Genomic DNA, 21252 nt, shown 5'->3' with positions numbered 1-21252 from the left:
CTCGACCCGCCATGGCGACCGATCGCATGAACGACGTTCTCAGCCTGCAGAAGCGGCTGGAGCAGCACGGCTTCATCGCCGAGCGCAGCTTCGCTGCCACCTTGCTGCTGACCATGGACATGCGCCGCCCCTTATTGCTGGAGGGCGAGGCGGGCGTCGGCAAGACCGAAGTCGCCAAGGCGCTGGCGCGGCTGCTGGGCACGCGTTTGATCCGCCTGCAATGCTATGAAGGGCTCGATGCACATTCGGCGCTGTATGAGTGGAATTATCAGCACCAGCTGCTGGCGATCAAGTTGCTGGAACAGGACGAACGCCCGATTCCGGACAAGGAACAGGACATCTTCTCCGAGCGCTATCTGCTCAAACGGCCGTTGCTCGAAGCGATTACCACGACGCCGGCGCCAGTCCTGCTGATCGATGAAATCGACCGGACCGATGAAGCGTTTGAAGCCTACCTGCTGGAGCTGCTGTCGGATTTCCAACTGTCGATCCCGGAGCTGGGCGTGATCAGCGCGATCGAGCGGCCGTTCGTAATCCTCACTTCCAACGGCACGCGCGAGATTTCCGATGCGCTGCGCCGCCGCTGTCTTTATCAGTACGTCGACTATCCCGGCTTCGAGAAAGAACTGCTGATCGTGCGTACCCAGATTCCCGCTGTGCCGGAGAAACTGGCGCGGCAGATTGTCGAATTCGTGCAGGCGGTACGGCAGATGGATCTGCAGAAGAAACCCGGACTGGCCGAAACCCTCGACTGGGTCGCCGCGTTGCTGCGCCTTGGCGTGAGCGCGCTCGACACGGACGGCGTCGAGCAGATCATGGATTCGCTCGCGGCGCTGGTCAAAACGCGCGAGGATCAGGCCGGACTGACGAGGCCGGTCGTCGAAAGACTGGTGGCAGCATGTTGACCGCAGCCGCTCTTGTCACGGCCTCCGTCACGGCTTCCATCGCCGATGGCGCCGCGCCGCAAGACCTGGAAACGGCGTTGCTGGTCCGCTATACCGGCTTCGCCGGATGGCTGCGCGCCAACGATTTTCGCGTGACCAGCAGCGACGTGGCCGCCGCGATGGAAGTCGCGTCGCGCGTGGGCCAGCTGGATAGCGATCTGTTGCGCTGGGGCCTGCGCGCATTGCTGTGTTCGCGCGCGGAAGAATGGCGGCGTTTCGATCCGTTGTTCGATGCCTATTTTCAGCACCCGAATCGCCGCAAACTGGCTGCATCGCGCGCCGGCGGCGCGGGTCGGATCGAACGAAACGGCGCCGACGGACGACGTGAGCACAGCGAAGGCATGCCGTTTTCGCTGGCCGGACGCAATAGCGATCAGGCGATGACAAACGGCCACACAGCCGAGCAGGGCGCATCCAGTGAAGGCTCGCTCGCCCACGCCGACTTCCGCCACCTCAATCAGCCGGACGAACTGCTGTCGATCGACGCCGCGATCCGGCGTTTTGCCTTGCGTCTGCAAGGCATCCAGATACGCCGGGAACGCCGTGCCAAAGCGGGCCGTGTCATCGACATGGCGTGGACGATCCGGCGCAGCGTGTCGAGCGGCGGGCAGCCGCTCGAACTCGCATGGCGACGCAAGCGGCGCTTGCGTCCACGCATTGTGTTGCTGCTGGACGTCAGCCGCTCGATGAACCTGTACAGCTTCTTCTATCTGCGGCTCGCGCGCGTGTTGAGCGCGCGGGTCTCCGACGTGCATTGCTTCATCTTCCATACGCGGCTGGTGCGCGTCGAGCAGGCGTTGCGCGATCCCGATCCGTGGCGCTCGCAGGAGCGTCTGCAACTGCTGTCGGCGGGATGGGCCGGGGGCACGCGTATTGGCGACAGTCTCGACGAATTCAACCAGCAGCACGCCGCGAGGCTGCTTCATTCGCGTACCGCTGTCGTGGTGGTGAGCGATGGCTACGATGCCGGCGAGCCCGAGCGGCTGCAACAGGCGCTCGCGAAGCTGCGGCGCCGTTGCCGCTGTCTCGTCTGGCTCAATCCGCTCGCGACCCGCGCGGATTTCACGCCGGCCAGCGTCGGCATGCAGGCGGCGATGCCTTATATCGATCTGTTGGCGGGCGCACGCGATCTGGCGAGTCTGGAACGCGTGCTGCCTCAGGTGCTGGCGGTGCTGCAATGAATGCCGATACGCTTCTGGACCTCGAGCAACGGCTGATTGAGCAGAGCCAGCCGTTTGCCGTCGTCACCGTGATTCGCGCGGCGCCGCCCACGTCCGCGTGGGTCGGCGCGCAGGCGCTGGTTGACGGCGAGGGCGCGTTGCACGGCTGGATCGGCGGCGGTTGCTCGCGGGCGATCGTGATTCAGGCGGCCGGCCAGGCGATCCGCTCGGGACAGCCCAAGCGGGTTCGTATCAGCAACGAACAGATGACGCCGGAAACCGGCGTCGAATCCCACGCCATGCCGTGCGCGAGCAACGGTGCGATGGAATTGTTTATCCAGCCTACAGTGCCCGCACCGTGTGTGCTTGTGCTCGGTTCGACTCCCACCGCGCTGGAAGCCTGCGTGCTCGCGCAGCGTGTCGGCTTGCGCGTGTGCGCGGCGGCCAGCGTCACCGCGCCGCTGGCCGCAGCCGGCCTGCAACGGGTGATGCAGGGTTTCGACGCGCAAGTGTTCAATACGGTTGCGCCTCAATTGATTCTGGTGGCTACCCAGGGCGATAGCGATGAAGACGCCCTTGAAGCGGCATTACGCAGCACCGCTGCGGCGGTCCTGCTGGTCGCGAGCCGGCGCAAGGCGGAGACCCTGCGCGACGTGATGTTGGCGCGCGGGATCGCACCCGCGCGGCTCGCAGCGTTGCATGCACCGGCGGGTCCTTCGATTCACGCGCACACGCCACAGGAAATTGCGCTCGGCGCTGTAGCGGGGCTGGTCACACTGCGGCGCGAACTGGAATTGGCGTCCGCGGAAGTTGCCCAGTCACCGCTCGCATGCACCGAGGCCGTGCCGGATTTGCCGCCGTGCGAATCGATGGCGTCCGTTGAGCTGCCGGCGACACGCTATCGGAATCCCGTGTGCGGCATGCTCATCGATATCGCGTCGGCGAAACATGTGCTCGACCATGGTGGCCAGCGCGTCTACTTCTGTTGCGACGGATGCAAGATCGAGTTCGAGCGGCAACCCGAAAAATATCTCACGAGCGCTCTCGTTTCGGCGCACAAGGAGAAGTCATGACCGACGCCATAAAAATGCCTGAGCCAGCGCAGGTACCCACGTTCTCGGCTGTCGTGCTCGCGGCGGGTCTGTCGTCGCGCATGCAGGGCCTGCACAAGCTGTTGTTGCCGGTTGGCGCGGAGCCGGCCATCCGGCGCACCGTAAGCGCGCTCGCCGGAGCTGCGCCAGAGGAGATCGTCGTGGTGACGGGCTTCCGGGGACGTGCGGTCATGGAAGCACTGGATGACCTCCCGGTCAGGTTTCAGAGCAATCCTCGCTACGAGGAAGGGCAAATGACCTCGGTCGCCGCAGGTGTGGCCGCACTCGCCGCGCCATGCAATACCGTGATGGTCTGCCTGGCCGATCAGGTGCTGCTCGAGTCGGCCGACTACCGCGAATTGGTGGACGCGTTCGCCGCGATGTCGCGCGGCTCGATCCTGATTCCCTTTTTCAAGGGGCAGCGCGGTAATCCGGTGGTGTTTTCCGCAAGCTATGCAGCGGAGGTGATCAGTGGGCACATCAACCCGGGGTGCCGCAAACTGATTGCCGAGCATCCGGACGAGGTGGTTGCCTACGAAGCCGCGCATGACCGGTACATTGTCGATATGGACACGCCGGATGATTACGCGCGCATTCTGGCGCGCATGGGGATCGACGCTTACTCACACGCCGCGCTCTGAAAGCGGGCCAGTACTTCAGCATCCTCATGCCGGATGCAACGATTCACGCGCGTGGCGCCTATGCGCGGCCACGCGTGGCGGCCTGCCCGCGCAGGAAAGAAAATGAGGCGCGCGTCCGTTGGATCGCAACGAACGCGCGCAAACTATGCTCACATCTTGACGTCGATGCGCCCATAGACCCCGTTTGCTTCCTCGTTTGGCCCCGCAGCAAAGAAGAGCGTGTTCAGCGGCTGATTGCTGAGGTTGTTGCCGAACGCAATACCCCACAGTCCGTGTTGCACGAACGTCGTGCCGTTCGACAGATTGACTGCGCCGAGCGCCTGGCCGCTCACCGGATCGAATGCGTTGATCGTGCCGTCGCCGAAATTGCCGATCAGTACGTCACCGCTGAACCGGCCAAAATTCGCGGGCGCCTGCGCGATGCCCCATGGCGCGTTGAGCGGGCCGGCCGACGCGAAATGCTGCAGCAGATTGCCGCCCGTATCGAACACATCGACGAAACCCAGACCCGCGCCGTCCACGTTGTCGTGCGCGTCCGCATCCTGCTGCGCATAGGTCACGAACAGCCTGGTGCCGATCGCCTGAATGCCGAACGGCGCGAAGCCCGCTGGTAGAGTCGGGTCCTGAAACTTGCCCGGCAACGCGACCTTCGTGAAGGTTTTGTCGAATACATCGATCCTGTTGTTGTGAAAGTCCGTCGCGTAAAGGAAGTTCGCGGTGCCATTGTTCGCGATCGCGAGGCCCTTGTAGACGGCGCCGCCGCTGCCGCTGTCGAACATGACGATCGCCACCGTCGGGCTGACGGCCGGCGCCCATGCCGTGATCGTGCCGCCTTCGCCGGAGAAGATAAACGCGGCGACGCCGGACTTGCCATTCTGCGTGACCGTGAAATCCGTCGAGCCGTTGAATACGATGCCGGTCGGATTGGCCGGTCCGCTAATTCCATTCGGAATGCTGACGACCAACGATTGCGGTACGCCGTTGCCGTCATAGAGCGTCGCGAGCGAGGTGGCGTTGTCCGCTACCCAGACGAACCCCTTGGGATTAAATGCGACACCCCACCCGTTTTTCAGATTTGGGTCGGTGTGCTGCGCGGCGACTGCGCCGTCAGACACCAGTGCGGTCGAGGTAAACGACTGCGCATTGAGCGTGTCGGAACTCCCCCCGCACGCGACAAGACTCGCCAGAACGGCGCCGCCTGCGGCGACGCTCAATACCTTAAGCACAGACTTCATGGACGCCCCCATTCAAGACCGATGGACATTGCGGTTATTGAACGTACGCGCCGAAGGATTTATTCCGTTGGCAGACAGATTATTATTGGCCGGATGATGATGACGCGAGGCCGACAGCATGACTGCATCCATCAAGCTGGTCCTGTTCGATATGGAGGGCGTATTGTCCCGTTACGATCGCGCCGCGCGAGTCGAGCGTCTCGCGGCCCTATCGGGACAGGCGCCGGAGACGGTCCGTCACGCCATCTGGGGATCGGGACTTGAAGCACGTGCCGACGCCGGATTGATTGGCGATGACGAATACCTGAGCGAGTTGGGCGGTCTGCTGAACCATCCCGTCAGCCGCGACGACTGGCTAGATGCCCGCCACGCGTCGATCACGCCGGACCCGGCGGTGCTCGCGCTTGCCGCGAGTGTGGCCGAGCGTTACCCGATCGCGGTGCTGACGAACAACTGCCGTCTGCTCACCGAAAACATCGGCTATCTGAATCCGCCCGTCGCGCGGCTTTTCGGTCCCCACGTTTATGCCTCCGCTTCGTTTGGCGCGGCGAAGCCGGCGGCCCAAACCTATTTGGGCTGTGTCGAGGGGCTCGGTGTCGCTCCGGCCGAGACGCTTTTCATCGACGATACGGATGCCAACACAATGGGCGCAGTCGCCGCGGGTTTGCAGGGTTACACGTTTGTCGGCGTCGATGCGCTGGCCGACGAGCTGACGCGGCGCGGCCTGATGTAGTGGCGTGGCGGCGCAAATCGCGTCGTTCACCATGTCCGGCAGCCCGCTTCAGATCGTCCCAAACAGCGCACGCGGACGATCCTTGAGCGTGCCCGTCAACAACCGCAATGCGCTCACCAGTTGATCGCGGCTCGTCGCGCAGGCGAGATTGATCCGCACGCCGTGTTCGATCTCCGACCTGTCCACCGCAAACGCGGACGACGGCATCACCACGACGCCGCGCGCTTTGGCATTCGCCGCAAAATCGTCGGCACGCCACGGCTTCGGCAATTTGAGCCAGACGAACATGCAGGCCGGATCGGTTTGCAGCAATTCCTGCGGCAACAACTCCCGCGCCAGGTCCTGGCGCGCGCGAATTTCGGCGAGCTGCGCGTCCATGATGTGACGCGCGGTGCCGTCCTCGATCCAGATCGACGCGATCAGCATCGACATCGGCGCGGGCATCCATGCCGTGGTGCGCACGGCCTCCGCACATAACGCGGCGCTTTCCGGCGGACTCAGCAGATAGCCGAGCCGCAAGCCCGGCGCGAGGATCTTCGAGGTCGCGGCAAGATGGAACGTCAGCTCGGGACACAGGCTCGCAATCGTCGGCAGACGCTGCGACACGAGCGGCCCATAGACGTCGTCCTCGATGATCGCTATACCGTGCCGGCGCGCGATGTCGACGAGCGCCATCCGGCGCTCGAGACTCATGGTCGTGACGGTCGGATTCTGCAGATTCGGCACCGTGAAGATGGCCTTCACCGGCATGCGCCGGCAGGCGCGCTCGACCTCGTCGGTGAGCAGGCCGTCGCGGTCGCTTGGAATGCCCACGATCTCGAACTGGAAAACCGGTGCAAGGGCTTTCAGGCCGTAGTAGGTGAGCTGGTCGGCGAGGATCACGCCGTCCGTGCCGATCAGGCTGTTCAGCACCGCATACAAACCATGCTGCGCACCGCTCGTCACCACCACATGGTCGACGGCCGGCGCAAAGCCCGGCGCCGCCATCCAGCGGGCGCCGGCGGCGCGCGCCCACAGCGGACCTTGCGGCGGCTGATACTCCTGCAACTGCGGGTAGCGCGGATCGCGTGGCAGTTCCGCCAGCGTGCGCGCGAGGCACGTCAGGAATTCGCCGGTGGCCGGCCGGTTGACGGTCAGGTCGATCGCCGCGTTGCTCGCGGCCTGCGCCGGTTCGACGCTCGGCATGGCGCCACCGGTCACGAGCGAACCGCGCCGCTTGCTGCCGATCACCAGCCCGCGCAACTGCAATTCCTTGTACGCGCGCGACACCGTCGACACGTTGATGCCGAGTTCCGTGGCGAGTTGCCGCTGGGGCGGCAAGCGGCTACCTGGCGGATAGACGCCGCTGCGAATCTCGCTCTCGATCGAACTGGACACTTCGACATACGTGGAGCGTTTCGTCTGCGCCGGCGCGCCGTTCGCCCCGCGCGCCGTGTTTTTGTCAGAAGCCATAAGAACCGATGTCTCCATACAAAATCAGCTTTGTCCGCGATTGTGCGGAATTTTGCCGATTCTATACCAGACAAGCGGCTCTGCAAGGCTTAAAGGCTGCGATCAGGCTCTGCCGCAGCCGCTTCTCCGTACTTTGCAAGGACCGCGCCATAGACCATCCAGGGAAAATGCCAGGGCCACACAATGCGCGTTTTAATTGCACACAAAAAAATATTGTGTGATTCTGAGTGCCATAGTTTGTCTGGTGGCATGTACGTTCGGACGTCGCGGGGCCGTATCCAATCCGTCGGCAGGCGTGTCCCGATGAGCTTTCCGCAATCCCCTTATGCATTGGAAGGATGCAAGTGATGTCAGAGATTGCCATTATCGGCGCGGGATTCATCGGCCTCGCGAGCGCTGCGGCGCTGATGCGCGACGGCCATCGAGTCACGCTGTTCGATCCGGCCGGCGTCGGGCAGGGTGCATCGTTCGGCAACGCCGGGACGTTCGCGCACTATGCGTGCATCCCCGTCAACAACCCGTCCGTGTTTCGCGATCTGCCGCGTTTTCTGCTCTCGAACGACAGTCCATTCAGGCTGCGTTGGGGGTATCTGCCGCATCTCGCGCCGTGGCTTGCCCGCTTTATGGCGAGTTCGCTGCCGCGCCGCTACGAAGCGAGCGCTGGTGCGCTCGCCGCGCTGCTCGATTGCGCGCAAGACGGTTATGCACCGCTGCTGGCGGACGCGGAGCTGGCGCGCTTTGTCCGGCCGCATGAGTGTCTTTATCTGTATTCGAACGCGGCTTCGTTCGACGGCGCACGTGCCGCGCTGGATCTGCGCCAGAAGCTGGGCGTTACTTTCGAGGTACTCGGCGGCAGCGACATTCGTGCGCTCGAACCGGCGCTCGCGCCGATTTTCGAGCGCGGCGTTCTGTTCAGCAACAGCTGGCACTTTTCCGATCCACACGGTTTTTTGCAAACGCTTTATCAGCAGCTTGCCGCGCAAGGATTGACGCTGGAGCGTTCGGCCGTGCAGACGGTGGAACCGCTCGCGGACGGCGCGAGCGTGAATGTCGACGGCAGCGCGCGCCGTTTCAGTCATGTGGTGATCGCCACCGGCGCGCGCTCCGCGCAGTTCGCCAGACAATGCGGCGACGCGGTTCCGCTCGACACGGAGCGCGGCTATCACGTTCGTTTTCCGGGCGCGCAACAGCTGATTTCACGGCCGGTCGGCTGGGCCGAACGCGGCTTTTACATGACGCCGATGAGCGACGGCCTACGTGTGGCCGGTACCGTCGAACTCGCCGGCTTCGGCGACACGCGCAACCGTTCGCTGCTCGATCTGCTGACGTTTTCTTCGAAGCGCGCCTTGCCCGGACTCGATACACCCGATAGCAGCTGGCTGGGTTTTCGTCCGACCTTGCCGGATGGCGTGCCCGTGCTCGGACGCTCGCGCGCGAGCAACCGGGTGATCTACGCCTTCGGCCACCAGCATCTCGGGCTCACGCTCGCCGGCGTGAGCGGGCGTATCGTCGCCGACCTGATCGCGCAGCGCGCACCGCCACTCGATCTCGCGCCTTACGCGGCCGCGCGGTTCTGAATTGAACAGAGGCCTTTGACAGCACACGTTTGCGAGCTTCACCACCAGCACCGCCGGACAGTTTCGACGCGTCGCGCATCGGATCGGTCGACCTGTACAACGCGCGACGCCACATCCCACAAGGAGCGCATCATGAATCGCCGTTATTGGCTGTTGAGTCTGGCCGTCTGCGCATTAGCCACGCAGATGCAGTCTTCGTGGGCGGCCGATCCCGAAGTCGTCAAGATCGGCTTCGTTGGGCCGTTGACGGGTCCGGTCGCGCGCGTCGGTAAGGATTTGCAGTATGGCGCGCAACTGGCGCTCGATGAAGAGAACGCCAAACATCCCGTTATCGGCGGAAAACCGGTCAAGTTCGTACTCGATGTGCAGGACGATCAGGGCGATCCGCGCGTGGCGATTCAGGTCGCGCAGAAACTGGTCGATGATGGCGTGGTCGGCGTGATTGGCCACTACAACTCCGGGTGCAGCATTCCGGCATCGACTGTTTATCATCAGGCGAATGTCGCGATGATTACGCCGGGTTCGACCAATCCGCAACTCACCAAGCAGGGCTACAAGAACGTGTTCCGCACGATGGGGCACGACGGTGTGGGCGGCGTCGTTGCAGGGCATTTCGTGGTGGAGCAGATGAAGGCGAAACGCATCGGCATCATCGATGACCGGACGGCGTTCGGGCAGGGTCTGGCTGACGCGTTCGAGAAAGGCGTCAAAGAGGCGAATGGCAATGTGGTCGACCGCGAGTTCACCAACGACAAAGCGGTTGATTTTCGCGCCATTCTCACCACGCTCAAGAGCAGGAACGTCGACCTGATTTTCTTCGGCGGCCTGGATGAGCAGGGTGCGATGCTGGTGAAACAGATGCGCTCGCTGGGCATGACGGCGCAACTGTTCGGCGCGGGCGCGCTGAAGAGCAATGCTTTCCTGCAGATCGCCGGCACGGCGGGTGACGGTACGCAGGATCTCGAGCCCGGACCGGCCCTCGACAAGCTTCCTGCCGCGCAGGCGTTCGGCAAGCGCTACAAGGCGCGTTTCAATCAGGATGTCGAACTGTATGCGCCGTTCGCGTATGACGCCGCGCTTGCCATGATCAAGGCGATTCATAGCGCCGATTCGCTCGACCGGGCGAAGATCGTCGACAGTCTTTCGAAAGTTGCTGTGACGGGCGTAACGGGAAACATCACATTCGACGCCTACGGCGATCTGATCAAGCCGCCCTATACGTTGTTTCAGGTCCAGCAAGGCCAGTGGAAGAGCATCAAGACCGTGGGCGGCAGCGGCGTGTAAAAGCGCTTGATTCCCCGTCGTCATTGCCTATAGTTCACCAATTGGTAAAGTGTTCTGCCGATCAGTTCGATCGCACGTTCTCCGCACTCGCGGCCCTCGCGCGCCGCCGCATGCCTGCTCGGTTCGCGCGGGAGTGGGTCGCGGGTCCGATGGAAGAAGCGATAGCGCGGTTGCGGCGTTGTGAGCGGTTCTGGTCCGCCGGTCTCGACCGGCCTGCCGATTTTATTGAGGGGGAGGGGGATGATCGAGGAGAAGCCGAGCCTGACCATTGTCCGGCGCATCAAGGCACCGCCTGCGAGGGTCTACGCGGCGTGGACGCGGCCTGAACTGATGGCGCGCTGGTGGGGGCCTGACGCCGGACCCGTGCTGAGCGTCGAAGCGGATCCGCGGGTGGGCGGCCGCTTTCGCGTGGTGTTCCAGACGCTGGATGGTGAAACGCACGACTGCCGCGGCGAATATCAGGAAGTCGAAGTGGACAGCAAGCTCGTCTTCACCTGGGAGTGGGTGACGATGCCGGAACAGCGCTCGCTGGTGACAATCAGATTTCGGTCGGTCGCGGATGGGACCGAGATGATTTTTACGCATGCGCAGTTTGCTGACGAAGGCGAGCGTGATGCGCATCAGGTGGGATGGGGTGGGGCCCTTGAGAAGCTCGTCGGGCTGGTTGAGGGAGCGGGGTAGGGGTGTTTTTTTGCCTACAGCGTTTGGTGTTTCATTTCTTATTGGTTTATTAGCGTCCCCCCTGTGCGGGGGGCACCTACTTTTCTTTGCCGCCGCAAAGAAAAGTAGGCAAAAGAAAGCGGCTCCAACCGCTAATTTTTAAGCGGCTCTCCTGGCTTGGAGGGGATCGTGGCTCCGTAGAGATTGGGCCTGCGCACCTCCCCACCTGAGTGACCAGGCCGTCATGCTTCCGACGGCGCTGCGCGCGCCGGGGCGGTACTTCATCAAACCACTCACCCAGTTCCAAAACTTCCGACGCATTTCGGCGCCTCGCCGAGGCGAAGCCGATGGCCCCCGCTGCGCGCAAACGAAGCGCCCGGTTTCCCTGGCAGACCCGTCCGCGACGCACGCAGTGCGGAGTGGGAGCGGATGACGGCTGTGTCACAGACCGTTATGGACCGAGGTGTGATCCGTTTATCGCACCACCAGCCCCTCCAAGCCAGGGGACCCGCTTAAGAGTTAGCGGTTTGAGCCGCTTTCTTTTGCCTACTTTTCTTTGCGGCGGCAAAGAAAAGTAGGTGCCTGCCCCGCACAGGGGCGACGCTAATAGACCAATAAGAAAGCAAGGAAAGGCAAAACGCCGTAGGCAAACAGAACAGGCAAAACCCCAACGCCGCAGGCAAACAAACCAACCTGCCGCCGCCAAAGGCAAAAAAAACCCACCAAACACCGGGAATAAACCACACGACTGGCCAGTCATCCTTGATGAACACCCCGCGGGGCCCACACCCGCGGCCCAATCGAGAGGCCACCATGTCATCACATCAATCATTCGATCCATCGCGCCGCAATGCGCTCAAATGCCTGGCATTCGGCAGCGCAGGCACCCTGTTCGTCCTCGCCGGCGGCATCCTCACCCCCATGGAGCTGGCCCTCGCGGCCGACGCGAATAAAACCTCAACCATGTCCGGCGTCCCGCTGTTCCTGCAAATCAGCGACTCGCACATCGGCTTCAACAAAGAAGCCAACCCAGACGTGGCGGGTACGCTCAGGCAAACCATCGAGTTCGTCAACGCCATGCCAGTCAAGCCGGCGCTCACCATCCATACAGGCGACATCACGCACCTTTCCAAACCGGCGGAGTTCGACCTCGCGGCACAGTTGATGTCGGGTCTGAATATCACCGAACTGCACACCGTGCCGGGCGAGCACGACGTGACCGACGGCCCCGGAACGGAATACTTCAAACGCTTCGGGCAGGCCTCGGACAATAAAGGCTATTACAGCTTCGACCACAACGGCGTGCACTTCGTCGGGCTCGTCAACGTCATGCATTTCAAGCAGAACGGCCTGGGCAGTCTCGGCGACGAGCAACTCGCCTGGCTCGAGAACGACCTGAAGGGGCGTTCATCCAGCACACCCGTCGTGGTCTTCGCACATATGCCGATGTGGACCATCTACGAACCGTGGGGCTGGGGCACCGGGGACGCGGGCCAGGCAATGAACTATCTGAAACGCTTCGGCTCGGTCACGGTCCTGAATGGACATATTCACCAGATCGTGTCGAAGGTCGAAGGCAACATCACGTTCCATACCGCACGTTCGACCGCCTATCCACAACCGGGCGCGGGCAACGGTCCCGGCCCGGGTCCGCTGACCGTGGCAAGCGATCAGCTCCCCAAGATGCTCGGCGTGACCAGCATCAAGATTGCCCGTCACCCGCTCAAGGCGACGCTCGACGATACGACGCTCGTCTGAAAAACGCACACCCGAACACCTTTTACGCGCAGGAGATCAGTTATGCAAACTAATACTATTCGCCGTCTGTTATTCGTTCTGATCGGCGGTTCGGCAGTCATCGCCGCATCAGCCGCCATGTCCACAGCGCGCGCGGAGACCCCCAATACCGTTGTCATCAAGAATTTCATGTTCTCGCCAATGGACGTCACCATCAAGGCCGGTTCGACCGTCACCTGGAAAAATCTCGATGGCGAACCGCACACGGTGGTGAATGACGCCGGCGTCTTTCGCTCAGCCGCTCTCGATCAGAACGACACCTACGCGTACAAATTCGATAAGCCCGGCGTCTACAAGGTCTTCTGCGGCATCCACCCGAATATGAAGGAAACAATCACGGTGCAATAGGGGCCCGTTGCCCACACGCGTCGCACTTCGGCTGCCGCTGCATGACAAGCAGCGGCATCGTGAAGCGGATGGATGAGACCTCCACGTGCTACGCCGATCGCCGAACCAGTAAAGCAGAATGCCGTCTCCCGTCAGATGCCCGATTGGTCTGCAGTCCCTCCACTGTTTTAAGCGGTAAGCGCATAACCAACGGTCCGTGCGGGCTTGTTTGTTGCGCGCTGGTTTGCTGTCGGCGGCGTTTACCTGATGTTCATGTCGCCGCGCCGGAACCAGCATGGAACGACAACCCGTGCGGCCTTTCAGCGTGGCTGCTTTTGCTCGCGGCATGGCACGTTTTACCTGTTTTTTCCAACGTGGCGCCGGTGCGCTTCTTCGCTGTTTAAAACGCAACACCGCCGTGTTGTCGCCGTTGGGCGTACGGGGTACAGTCGTTTAGCGGCTTTACATCGACCGGCGCGAATTGTGTGAACAAAGTCTGTGTGTGACCGACGTCTGCCGACAGGCAAGACGTCAGGATTCCGGAGAGTATTACGATGCTCAACGATACCGACTTGCCAGGCACCGCTGCCGGTGGCCCGAGTACTGGATTCGACGCGAACTATCACCCCGTGCTCGCGGCGCCGCCCGCACGATTTGGGCGTCTGGCCCTTTGCGTGGCGGCGGCGGGCGCGCTGGCCTTCGGGGTCATGGCCACGGTCGCTTACGGCGTGTGGTTCAATCACGATCAGCGAGCCTATGCCGAAGCCATGGCGAGCGCGCGTCAGGCGCTCGGCGTGACGGCATTGGCCGCGCCGGCTTTACGGGCTTCGTCAACGCCAACCCCCACGCCCACGCCCACGGCGGTGCCATCAACGGCGGCAGCTCCTAACGCTACCGCGGCGACGACCGGCGAAGAGGGCGGCGAACTGGCCTCCTGGTCCGGGCAAGTGATGCGATCGCAGCGCTCGCCGTCGGGACCGACCCAAACGCAAGCCCCAACCCAGGCCGCGGTAGCGGGCACCGCGCCCGCGTCGTCGGTTCACGCCGCACGCGGAGTAGCGTCCTCACCCGATGCCCCCACGCAGCAACCGGTGGCCACAGGGCGAGCCGGCAAGGACGGGCGTGCTGCGCCGCAAGATCGGCACTTGCGCCCGGCGAGCGCCAAGCCTAAAGGCGGCTTGCTCGCCCGCATGAGTCTGTTCTTTCGTCGCGTCAACTATCGGCAGCATGGCACCGGAAGACAGCAAGATCCCTACGCCCATCCCTGAGCGGCTGCGTTCCCGGCGTACCGATTCCGGGCGCGCACGCGCAGCGCGCTTCAGGCCGGGCCCGGCTACGCTCGCCGGCGCATCGGTGCTTTGCCTGCTGGTCGGCCTTCTGTATCTGGCATTGCAGATCAGAACCATCTTTTCCGACCAGTTGAAGCAGGAATATGCGGGGCTCGTTCTGGAAGCCGTCGGGCGCGCGGAAAGCGCGCGGCATGTGGTCGGGGTCTGGCAGCAACTGTCAGGAGGTAGCGACGCCCGCGCGCCAGGCTTTCGGCAGGCGCGCGCCGACTTCGCGCACCGCCTCGCATTGCTCGCCGCGCTGGTGAACGCGAGTCCGTCCGCGGCGCCGCATATTCCTTCGTCCACGCTCTCGCCTGACGCCGATCTGGCCGACGCGGACATGCTACTCGGCAAAGTGTCGGCCTACTGGCGCGCGCAGCGCGATGCCGATAGCGCCGACGTTCGGGTGCGCATTGCCCATGTCGCTGACACCCTGATCGCGCTGGCGGCGCTGATGTTGTGCATGTCGATTACAGCGCTGGCGATGTACGCCAAACGGACCCGTCAGCTGGCAGGTCGCGCGTATGCGTTCGAACATGCGGCGCTGCACGATCCGATGACCGGACTGCCGAACCGGCGCATGCTTTTCGCCAAGCTGGAGGAAAACGCGACCCGGCCGTTCGCCGGCTTCACGCCGCAAAGAATCGCGGTTCTGTATGTCGACCTGGACGGCTTCAAGCAGGTCAACGACTCGCTCGGCCACCGGATCGGCGATGAGTTTCTGATCGCGGTGTCAAAGCGTTTTCGGGAATCGGTTCGTCAAGCCGACCTCGTCGCGCGGATCGGCGGTGACGAGTTCGCGGTGCTGATCCGGGCATTTTCGACAGACGCGGAACTCGGCGACATTGCCGAGGACCTGATCGCCTGCGTGGCGCAGACAGACGAGCAGATGGACATCGGACTGGTTCGCGCCAGCATCGGCATCGCCAGTTTTCCCTCGCCCGTCGGCGACTATCAGCGGCTGTTGGCCGCAGCCGACGCAGCGATGTACCGGGTCAAGCGCAGCGGCAAGAACGGCTACGCGTTTGCGGCTCAGTCAGACTGAGCGCGAGGCTCCGATGCCCCTACGTCAGGCGATGCAGGCCGGCGCGGAACTCGCCGTTCTGTTGCGCTGCCGGTCCACTGCCGGCAAGCACTCGGTGACACACGGAATCCCTGCCTCAACGCCACGGGCGGTATGCTAACGGGAAAGCGTAGTCGGTTGTGCGAGGCCAATCGGACTATAATTCCGCAGCCCGGATCACCCCTGATCCAGCTCACGATGTGTCCTTCAGAAGCAGCCGTTTCGCGGGAGCGCGTTCCATTTTGAACAAATCCGATAACAGCCCGATCGATCCATCCATCGATTCACCGATCCCCACCGAAGCCATGCAGAAACCGGCTTCATCGGGCAAGACGCACGACGCCCACGCCACCCTCTCTACCCGGACCGCGCACGCGGCACACAAGGAAGACCGCCACTTCGTCACCGCACTCGCGCGCGGGCTGGAAGTGCTTGCCTGTTTCCGCTCGGGCGACAAATCGCTGAGCAATCAGGAACTCGCACAGCGCTGCAAGCTGCCAAAGTCGACCGTGTCGCGCCTCACGCATACGCTCACGCTGCTCGGCTATCTGATTCATCTGAAAGAGAGCGGCAAATACCGGCTCGGCACGGCGTCGCTCGCGCTGGGCAGTGCGATGCTTGCGCGCCTCGACGTGCGCAAGATCGCGCGTCCCGTGATGCAGGAACTGGCCGATATCTCCGGCGCCACCGTCTCACTGGGCACGCGCGACCGGCTCTCGATGATCTATGTGGAAAATTGCCGGGGTTCGGTGGCGCTCACGCTGACGCTCGAAGTCGGCTCGCGGATTCCGGTTGCGACATCCGCGATCGGCCGCGCGTGGCTAGCGGCGGTTCCCGAGCATGACCGCCTCAGTTTTATGGAGCAGGTACGCGAACTCGATCACGTTGCGTGGCCGAAAACCCGTCGCGGCATCGAGCAGGCGCTCGACGATTATCACACGCTCGGCGTGACGACTTCGTTCGGCGAGTGGCAGAAAGATGTCAACGGTATCGCGCGCGCGTTCCAGCCAGGCGGCGAGTTGCCGATCATGGCGATCAATGTGGGCGGCCCTTCGTTCAAACTCTCGAAAGAGTTTCTGCTGGAAGAAGTGCGGCCACGTCTGATCGACGTGGTCACGCAACTCGAAAGCGCGCTGTCGCACTGAGCGAGCGCGCTTTCCTGGCTTGCCTGGTTGGCCGTGATGACAGATAAAGTCGCCGCGGCTGCGCTTAGAACCACCCGGGCGCCATGGTGAGCGTCGTATCGTCAAGGCTGCGCAGCGTAGAGAGCATCAGCGAGACGCGCGGCAATTCCCAGCGGAAGAACCACTGACACGCGTGCAGCTTGCCGCGATAAAAGTCGCGGTCGGCCTCGCTTTTCGCTTCTGGCAACGCTGCGCTGGCGACGATCGCCTGCCGCAACCACGTCCACGCCACGACGATATGGCCGAACCCTTCGAGAAAAGCGTTCGCGTTGGCAAGCGCGCGTTCGCTTTCGCTGGCGAGGGTGGGCAGCAAGGCCTCGACCGTGCCGGTCAACTCGTTCCATGCCGTACCCAGTGCATCGGCGTACGCGCGCAGCGCCACGTCGTCGCGCGCCGTCTCGATGCTGCGCTGGATTTCGCGCCCAAGCAGCCTGAGGGCTGCGCCCTGTTTCATGACGACCTTGCGGCCCAGCAGATCGAGCGCCTGGATGCCGTGCGTGCCTTCGTGAATCAGGTTCAGGCGATTGTCGCGGTAGAACTGCTCCACCGGATATTCGCGCGTATAGCCGTAGCCGCCGTGAATCTGGATCGCAAGGCTATTCGCTTCGAGGCACCATTGTGACGGCCAGGATTTGACCACGGGCGTCAGCAGGTCGAGCAGCAAGCCCGCTTCGGCGCGCGCGGTGTCGCTCTCACCGGTGTTCTGTTCGTCGACGAGGCGCGCCGCGTAAAGCGACAACGCATACGCGCCTTCCACATAGGCCTTTTGTGCGAGCAGCATGCGGCGCACGTCGGCGTGTTCGATCAGCGGCAATTGCGGATCGAGCGGATTCTTATTGTCCGGACGACGGCCTTGCGGCCGTTCGCGCGCGTATTCGAGCGAAGCCAGATAGCCGCGATAGCCGAGCATCACCGCGCCGAGCCCGACGCCGATACGGGCCTCGTTCATCATGTGGAACATGTAGGCGAGACCGTGATGCGCTTCGCCGACCAGTTCGCCGATACATTCTCCGCGTTCGCCGAACGACAGCATGGTCGAGGTGGTGCCGCGCCAGCCCATCTTGTGAATCAGGCCCGCGAGCGCGACGTCATTGCGCGCGCCGAGCGTGCCGTCTTCGTTGACGTGGAATTTCGGCACCGTGAAGAGCGAGATGCCTTTGACACCCGGCGGCCCGCCGGGAATCCGCGCGAGCACCAGATGGACAATGTTCTCGCTCAACTCGTGATCGCCGCCCGAAATAAAAATCTTGTTGCCGCGGATCGAGTACGTGCCATCCGCATTCGGCGTTGCACTGGTGACGAGATCGGACAGGCTCGAACCCGCTTGCGGTTCGGTCAGCGCCATCGTGCCGAACGTGCGGCCTTCGAAGAGCGCCTGTAAATATTTGCGCTTTTGCGCCGCGCTGCCGAAGCGTTCGATCACGTTCGCATTTGCCGTGGTCAGCATCGCGTAAGAGGACGTGGCGATGTTTGCGCTCTTGAAGAGCGACAGGCACGCAAAGGAAATGACCGCCGGCAATTGCATGCCGCCCCATTCGTAATCCTTGGCCGCCGCCAGGAAGCCGGCTGAGCGAAACGCGTCGAGCGCGTCTTTCACCTCGGCGGGCAGCGTGACGCGGTGACCATCGAACTGCGGTTCGTGTTCGTCTGAAAGACGGTTATGCGTGGCGAACTTTTCGGTGGCGACCGCATGCGCGGTTTCGAGCGCCGCGTTGAAGGTCTCGCGGCTGTGATCCGCATGGCGTGCACGCTGCGTGAGTGCCTCGGCTTCGAGCACTTCGAACAGCTGGAACTCCAGATCGCGTGGGTTGATGATCAGCGCATCTTGCATGGGAGAGGACCCGTCTAAAGGTAATCCGCTGTGCGGACCGACTGCGCGGCGAGCGCAATTTGCACGATCGCGGTTTGGTTCAGGAGCGCGGTATTGGGGTAAGTCCCGATGATCCGCCAGGCAGCGATGCGTGTCAGTTTATCCTGAAAGTGAATGAGCGTGCTTTTATTTACAGGGCGAATTTCGGCACGTATGATGAACGGTAGATCTGGAATAGAAGTTTGCATAGCAGAACAACTTGGAGGGGCGTCGTAATGTCCGTGAAAGACCTGTTTCAACTGGACGGCAAGGTTGCACTGATCACTGGGGGCTCGCGCGGACTTGGTCTGCAAATGGCCGAGGCATTGGGGGAAATGGGCTGCCGTGTCGCGATTACCGCACGCAAGGCCGATGAGCTTGCCGAGGCGAAAACGCATCTGCAAAGCCGGGGTATCGAGGTGCAGACCGTGGTCAACGATCTGCAGCGGTTCGAGGGCATTCCCGCTCTGGTGGATGAAGTGCTCGGCGTGCATGGCCACATCGATATTCTCATCAACAATGCGGGTGCCACATGGGGCGCACCGGCGGAAGATTACCCCGACGAAGCGTGGCACAAGGTGATGAACCTGAACGTTAATGCGCCGTTTTTCCTCGCTCGCGAGGTCGGCAAACGCAGCATGATTCCGCGCCGCGCCGGCAAGATCATCAATATCGCCTCCGTGGCCGGGCTGAAGGGTTCGCCGCCCGGCATGAACACGATTGCGTACAACACCTCGAAGGCCGCTGCGATCAATTTCACGCGCGCGCTCGCCGCGGAATGGGGCAAGTACAACATCAACGTCAACGCAATCTGCCCGGGCTTTTTCCCGTCGAAGATGACGGCGGGGTTGCTCGATAAACTCGAAGACACGATCGTGTCGCGCACGCCTTTGCAGCGGCTGGGCGGCGACGAAGATCTGAAGGGCCCGGCGGTCTTTCTCGCAAGCGAAGCGTCGCGCCACATCACCGGCCAGTATTTCGCGGTGGACGGCGGCGCGATCATCGTGTGACGGTGCGAGTTCGCGCACGCTGTGCTGTGCTGTGCTGTGCAGGCGGTCCCGATGAAGTACACCGCAATGCCATCGCGAAGATGGAACCTGGGCGCCGTCCCGGGCGGTCACGAAACGTAAAAGCAGGAGACACCCATGAACCAACGCCATCACCCGCATTGGCCGCCGCAAGTGCCGCTGCATCTGACGCTGCCCGAAACGAACATCTTCTATAACGCCGAAGTGTCGGCGGCGCGGTTTCCCGACAAGCCCTTCATCATCTTCTACGACACGCCGGTCACGTTCGGCGAGTTCAAGGACGAATGTGAACGGATCGCGGGATTCCTGCAGCAGGAATGTGGCGTCAAATCCGGCGACCGCGTGCTCCTGTACATGCAGAACAGCCCGCAATGGGTCCTCGCGTATTACGGCATTCTGCGGGCGAACGCGGTGGTGGTGCCGGTCAATCCGATGAACATGACCACCGAGTTGCGTCACTACGTCGAAGACAGTGGCGCGACCACGATCATCGCGCCGCAGTGCCTGTTCGCGAACGTCGAGCCGCTGATCGGCGACGGTCCAGGTCAGGGCATCCAGCACGCCATTGTGGCGACGTATAGCGATTATCTGAAGCGGCCGTCGCCGATTCCCGTGCCCGAATTCGTGGCCGCGCCGCGCAAAATCTTCGACATCCCCGGCGTGACACCGTGGCATACCGTGCTCGAACGGCGTCTCGCGCCAGGGCCGCTCACCACCGGTCCGGATGACTTGTGCGTGATGCCCTATACCTCGGGCACCACGGGCAAACCGAAGGGCTGCATGCATACGCACCGCAGCGTGATGAGCACATTGCTCGGCGGCTGCGTATGGTTCTCGGCGCCGGCAGACGGTGTTCATCTATCGGTGTTGCCGTTCTTTCACGTCACCGGCATGCAGGGCGGGATGAATAGCGCGGTGTTTTGCGGCGGGACGATCGTCGTGCTGCCGCGCTGGGATCGCGATGCGGCGGCGATCTGCATGCAGAAATACCGCGTTACCGCCTGGCAATCGATCTCGACGATGATGGTCGACTTTCTGTCGAACCCGAAATTGAGCGAATACGATCTGTCGAGCCTGACCGGCACGCGCGGTGGCGGCGCGGCCATGCCGGATGCGGTCGCCAAAAAGCTCAAAACGCTGACCGGGCTCGACTATGTCGAGGGTTACGGCATGTCGGAGACGATTGCAGGCACGCACATCAATCCACCGCATCGGCCGAAGCCACAATGCCTCGGCATTCCGGTGTTCGACGTGGACTCCCGCGTGATCGATCCGGCTACGCTGAAGGAACTTCCGGCGGGCGAAACCGGCGAGATCGTCGTCAATGCGCCGCAGGTGATGCTGGGCTACTGGCGCGATCCAAAGGGCACCGAGGAGGCGTTTATCGAACTCGACGACAAGCGTTTTCTGCGCACCGGCGACCTCGGCCATATCGACGAGGACGGTTATTTCTTCATGACCGACCGTCTGAAGCGGATGATCAACGCTTCAGGCTACAAGGTCTGGCCCGCGGAGGTGGAGGCGCTGATGTACCGGCATCCGGCGATTCACGAGGTGTGCGTGATCGGCGTGAAAGACGAGAAACGCGGCGAGACCGTGAAGGCGCTGGTCGTGCCCGATGCGGCGCACGCGGACACGATCAGCGCGCAGGAGATCATCGACTGGGCCCATGAGCAGATGGCGCCATACAAGGCGCCGCGCATCGTCGAGTTCGTTGCGTCGCTGCCGAAGTCGGGCAGCGGCAAGATCCTGTGGCGCAAGTTGCAGGAAGAGGACGCGGCGCGCACCGCTGCCGCGGCCGAAAGCAACGGCACACGTGGCGGCTGAGACTCATGAGCTGGCTTGAAGCGTGACTGTGATCAGGCAGCGGTGCGTCGCCTGGAAAACGACGCGCACCGC

18 protein-coding genes are annotated in these 21252 nt (G+C 62.8%); 15 read left to right on the top strand and 3 right to left on the bottom strand.

The genetic code is table 11. The features are described 5' to 3' along the window. Window positions 1–11: 11 nt before the first annotated feature. Genes PQR27_RS26630 through PQR27_RS26615 form a run of 4 tightly spaced genes read left to right on the top strand, consistent with a single transcriptional unit; the run spans window position 12 to window position 3836 of the window. Entirely contained in the window at window positions 12–905 is an 894-nt protein-coding gene (locus tag PQR27_RS26630) for an AAA family ATPase (protein WP_408526600.1), read from the top strand. Next, a complete protein-coding gene (locus tag PQR27_RS26625; RefSeq protein WP_408526599.1) occupies window positions 899–2125 on the top strand; it encodes a vWA domain-containing protein in 1227 nt (408 codons plus the stop codon). Before PQR27_RS26630 ends, PQR27_RS26625 begins: the two co-directional genes overlap by 7 nt. Continuing rightward, a complete protein-coding gene (locus tag PQR27_RS26620) occupies window positions 2122–3177 on the top strand; it encodes an XdhC family protein (RefSeq protein ID WP_408526598.1) in 1056 nt (351 codons plus the stop codon). Before PQR27_RS26625 ends, PQR27_RS26620 begins: the two co-directional genes overlap by 4 nt. Further along, window positions 3174–3836 carry a nucleotidyltransferase family protein gene (locus PQR27_RS26615; RefSeq protein WP_408526597.1) on the top strand — a complete coding sequence of 221 codons (663 nt, stop codon included), beginning with the start codon at window positions 3174–3176 and terminating at the stop codon, window positions 3834–3836. Before PQR27_RS26620 ends, PQR27_RS26615 begins: the two co-directional genes overlap by 4 nt. A gap of 149 nt (window positions 3837–3985) precedes the next feature. Here PQR27_RS26615 and PQR27_RS26610 read toward each other — a convergent pair whose 3' ends face one another. Continuing rightward, the gene (locus tag PQR27_RS26610; protein ID WP_408526596.1) at window positions 3986–5071 is read right to left on the bottom strand and encodes a TIGR03118 family protein; all 1086 of its coding nucleotides are present in this window, start codon (window positions 5069–5071) and stop codon (window positions 3986–3988) included. 118 nt (window positions 5072–5189) lie between these two features. On the opposite strand from PQR27_RS26610, the gene PQR27_RS26605 reads away from it, so the two are divergent. Continuing rightward, the gene (locus PQR27_RS26605) at window positions 5190–5804 is read left to right on the top strand and encodes an HAD family hydrolase (RefSeq protein ID WP_408526595.1); all 615 of its coding nucleotides are present in this window, start codon (window positions 5190–5192) and stop codon (window positions 5802–5804) included. 48 nt (window positions 5805–5852) lie between these two features. Here the strand turns inward: PQR27_RS26605 and PQR27_RS26600 are convergent, their stop codons facing one another. After that, the gene (locus PQR27_RS26600; protein WP_408526594.1) at window positions 5853–7256 is read right to left on the bottom strand and encodes an aminotransferase-like domain-containing protein; all 1404 of its coding nucleotides are present in this window, start codon (window positions 7254–7256) and stop codon (window positions 5853–5855) included. 347 nt (window positions 7257–7603) lie between these two features. Here PQR27_RS26600 and PQR27_RS26595 point away from each other — a divergent pair, with 347 nt between their 5' ends. From PQR27_RS26595 to PQR27_RS26560, 8 genes are all read left to right on the top strand, one after another. After that, on the top strand, window positions 7604–8833 hold the full coding sequence (locus tag PQR27_RS26595) for an NAD(P)/FAD-dependent oxidoreductase (RefSeq protein ID WP_408526593.1): 1230 nt from the start codon (window positions 7604–7606) through the stop codon (window positions 8831–8833). A 132-nt stretch (window positions 8834–8965) separates the two neighbouring features. Beyond that, on the top strand, window positions 8966–10117 hold the full coding sequence (locus PQR27_RS26590; protein ID WP_408526592.1) for a branched-chain amino acid ABC transporter substrate-binding protein: 1152 nt from the start codon (window positions 8966–8968) through the stop codon (window positions 10115–10117). A gap of 240 nt (window positions 10118–10357) precedes the next feature. Then, window positions 10358–10798: an SRPBCC family protein gene (locus tag PQR27_RS26585; RefSeq protein WP_408526591.1), complete on the top strand. Its 441-nt coding sequence runs from the start codon at window positions 10358–10360 to the stop codon at window positions 10796–10798. Window positions 10799–11590: 792 nt separating this feature from the next. Beyond that, a complete protein-coding gene (locus tag PQR27_RS26580; RefSeq protein WP_408526590.1) occupies window positions 11591–12535 on the top strand; it encodes a metallophosphoesterase family protein in 945 nt (314 codons plus the stop codon). Window positions 12536–12577: 42 nt separating this feature from the next. Continuing rightward, window positions 12578–12922, top strand: a complete 345-nt coding sequence (locus PQR27_RS26575) for a cupredoxin domain-containing protein (protein WP_408526589.1) — start codon at window positions 12578–12580, stop codon at window positions 12920–12922. Between the two features lie 533 nt (window positions 12923–13455). After that, on the top strand, window positions 13456–14169 hold the full coding sequence (locus PQR27_RS26570; RefSeq protein WP_408526588.1) for a hypothetical protein: 714 nt from the start codon (window positions 13456–13458) through the stop codon (window positions 14167–14169). Continuing rightward, complete coding sequence (locus PQR27_RS26565; RefSeq protein WP_408526587.1) at window positions 14129–15274, top strand: diguanylate cyclase domain-containing protein; 1146 nt, start codon at window positions 14129–14131, stop codon at window positions 15272–15274. The genes PQR27_RS26570 and PQR27_RS26565 overlap by 41 nt, the downstream gene beginning before the upstream one ends. A 260-nt stretch (window positions 15275–15534) precedes the next feature. After that, window positions 15535–16437 carry an IclR family transcriptional regulator gene (locus tag PQR27_RS26560; protein WP_408526586.1) on the top strand — a complete coding sequence of 301 codons (903 nt, stop codon included), beginning with the start codon at window positions 15535–15537 and terminating at the stop codon, window positions 16435–16437. A 64-nt stretch (window positions 16438–16501) separates the two neighbouring features. Here the strand turns inward: PQR27_RS26560 and PQR27_RS26555 are convergent, their stop codons facing one another. Next, the gene (locus tag PQR27_RS26555; RefSeq protein WP_408526585.1) at window positions 16502–18307 is read right to left on the bottom strand and encodes an acyl-CoA dehydrogenase; all 1806 of its coding nucleotides are present in this window, start codon (window positions 18305–18307) and stop codon (window positions 16502–16504) included. A gap of 254 nt (window positions 18308–18561) precedes the next feature. On the opposite strand from PQR27_RS26555, the gene PQR27_RS26550 reads away from it, so the two are divergent. Together PQR27_RS26550 and PQR27_RS26545 are read left to right on the top strand one after the other, a co-directional pair. Continuing rightward, window positions 18562–19335 (top strand): SDR family oxidoreductase, encoded by a 774-nt coding sequence (locus PQR27_RS26550; RefSeq protein WP_408526584.1) that lies wholly within the window; start codon window positions 18562–18564, stop codon window positions 19333–19335. A 135-nt stretch (window positions 19336–19470) separates the two neighbouring features. Next, window positions 19471–21180 (top strand): long-chain fatty acid--CoA ligase, encoded by a 1710-nt coding sequence (locus PQR27_RS26545; RefSeq protein WP_408526583.1) that lies wholly within the window; start codon window positions 19471–19473, stop codon window positions 21178–21180. Window positions 21181–21252 lie beyond the last annotated feature (72 nt).

This window comes from Paraburkholderia fungorum, assembly GCF_046027215.1.
Taxonomy (GTDB): domain Bacteria; phylum Pseudomonadota; class Gammaproteobacteria; order Burkholderiales; family Burkholderiaceae; genus Paraburkholderia; species Paraburkholderia fungorum_D.
The sequence above is the reverse complement of the archived record's forward strand: the minus strand, read 5'-3'. Positions and strand labels throughout refer to the sequence as shown.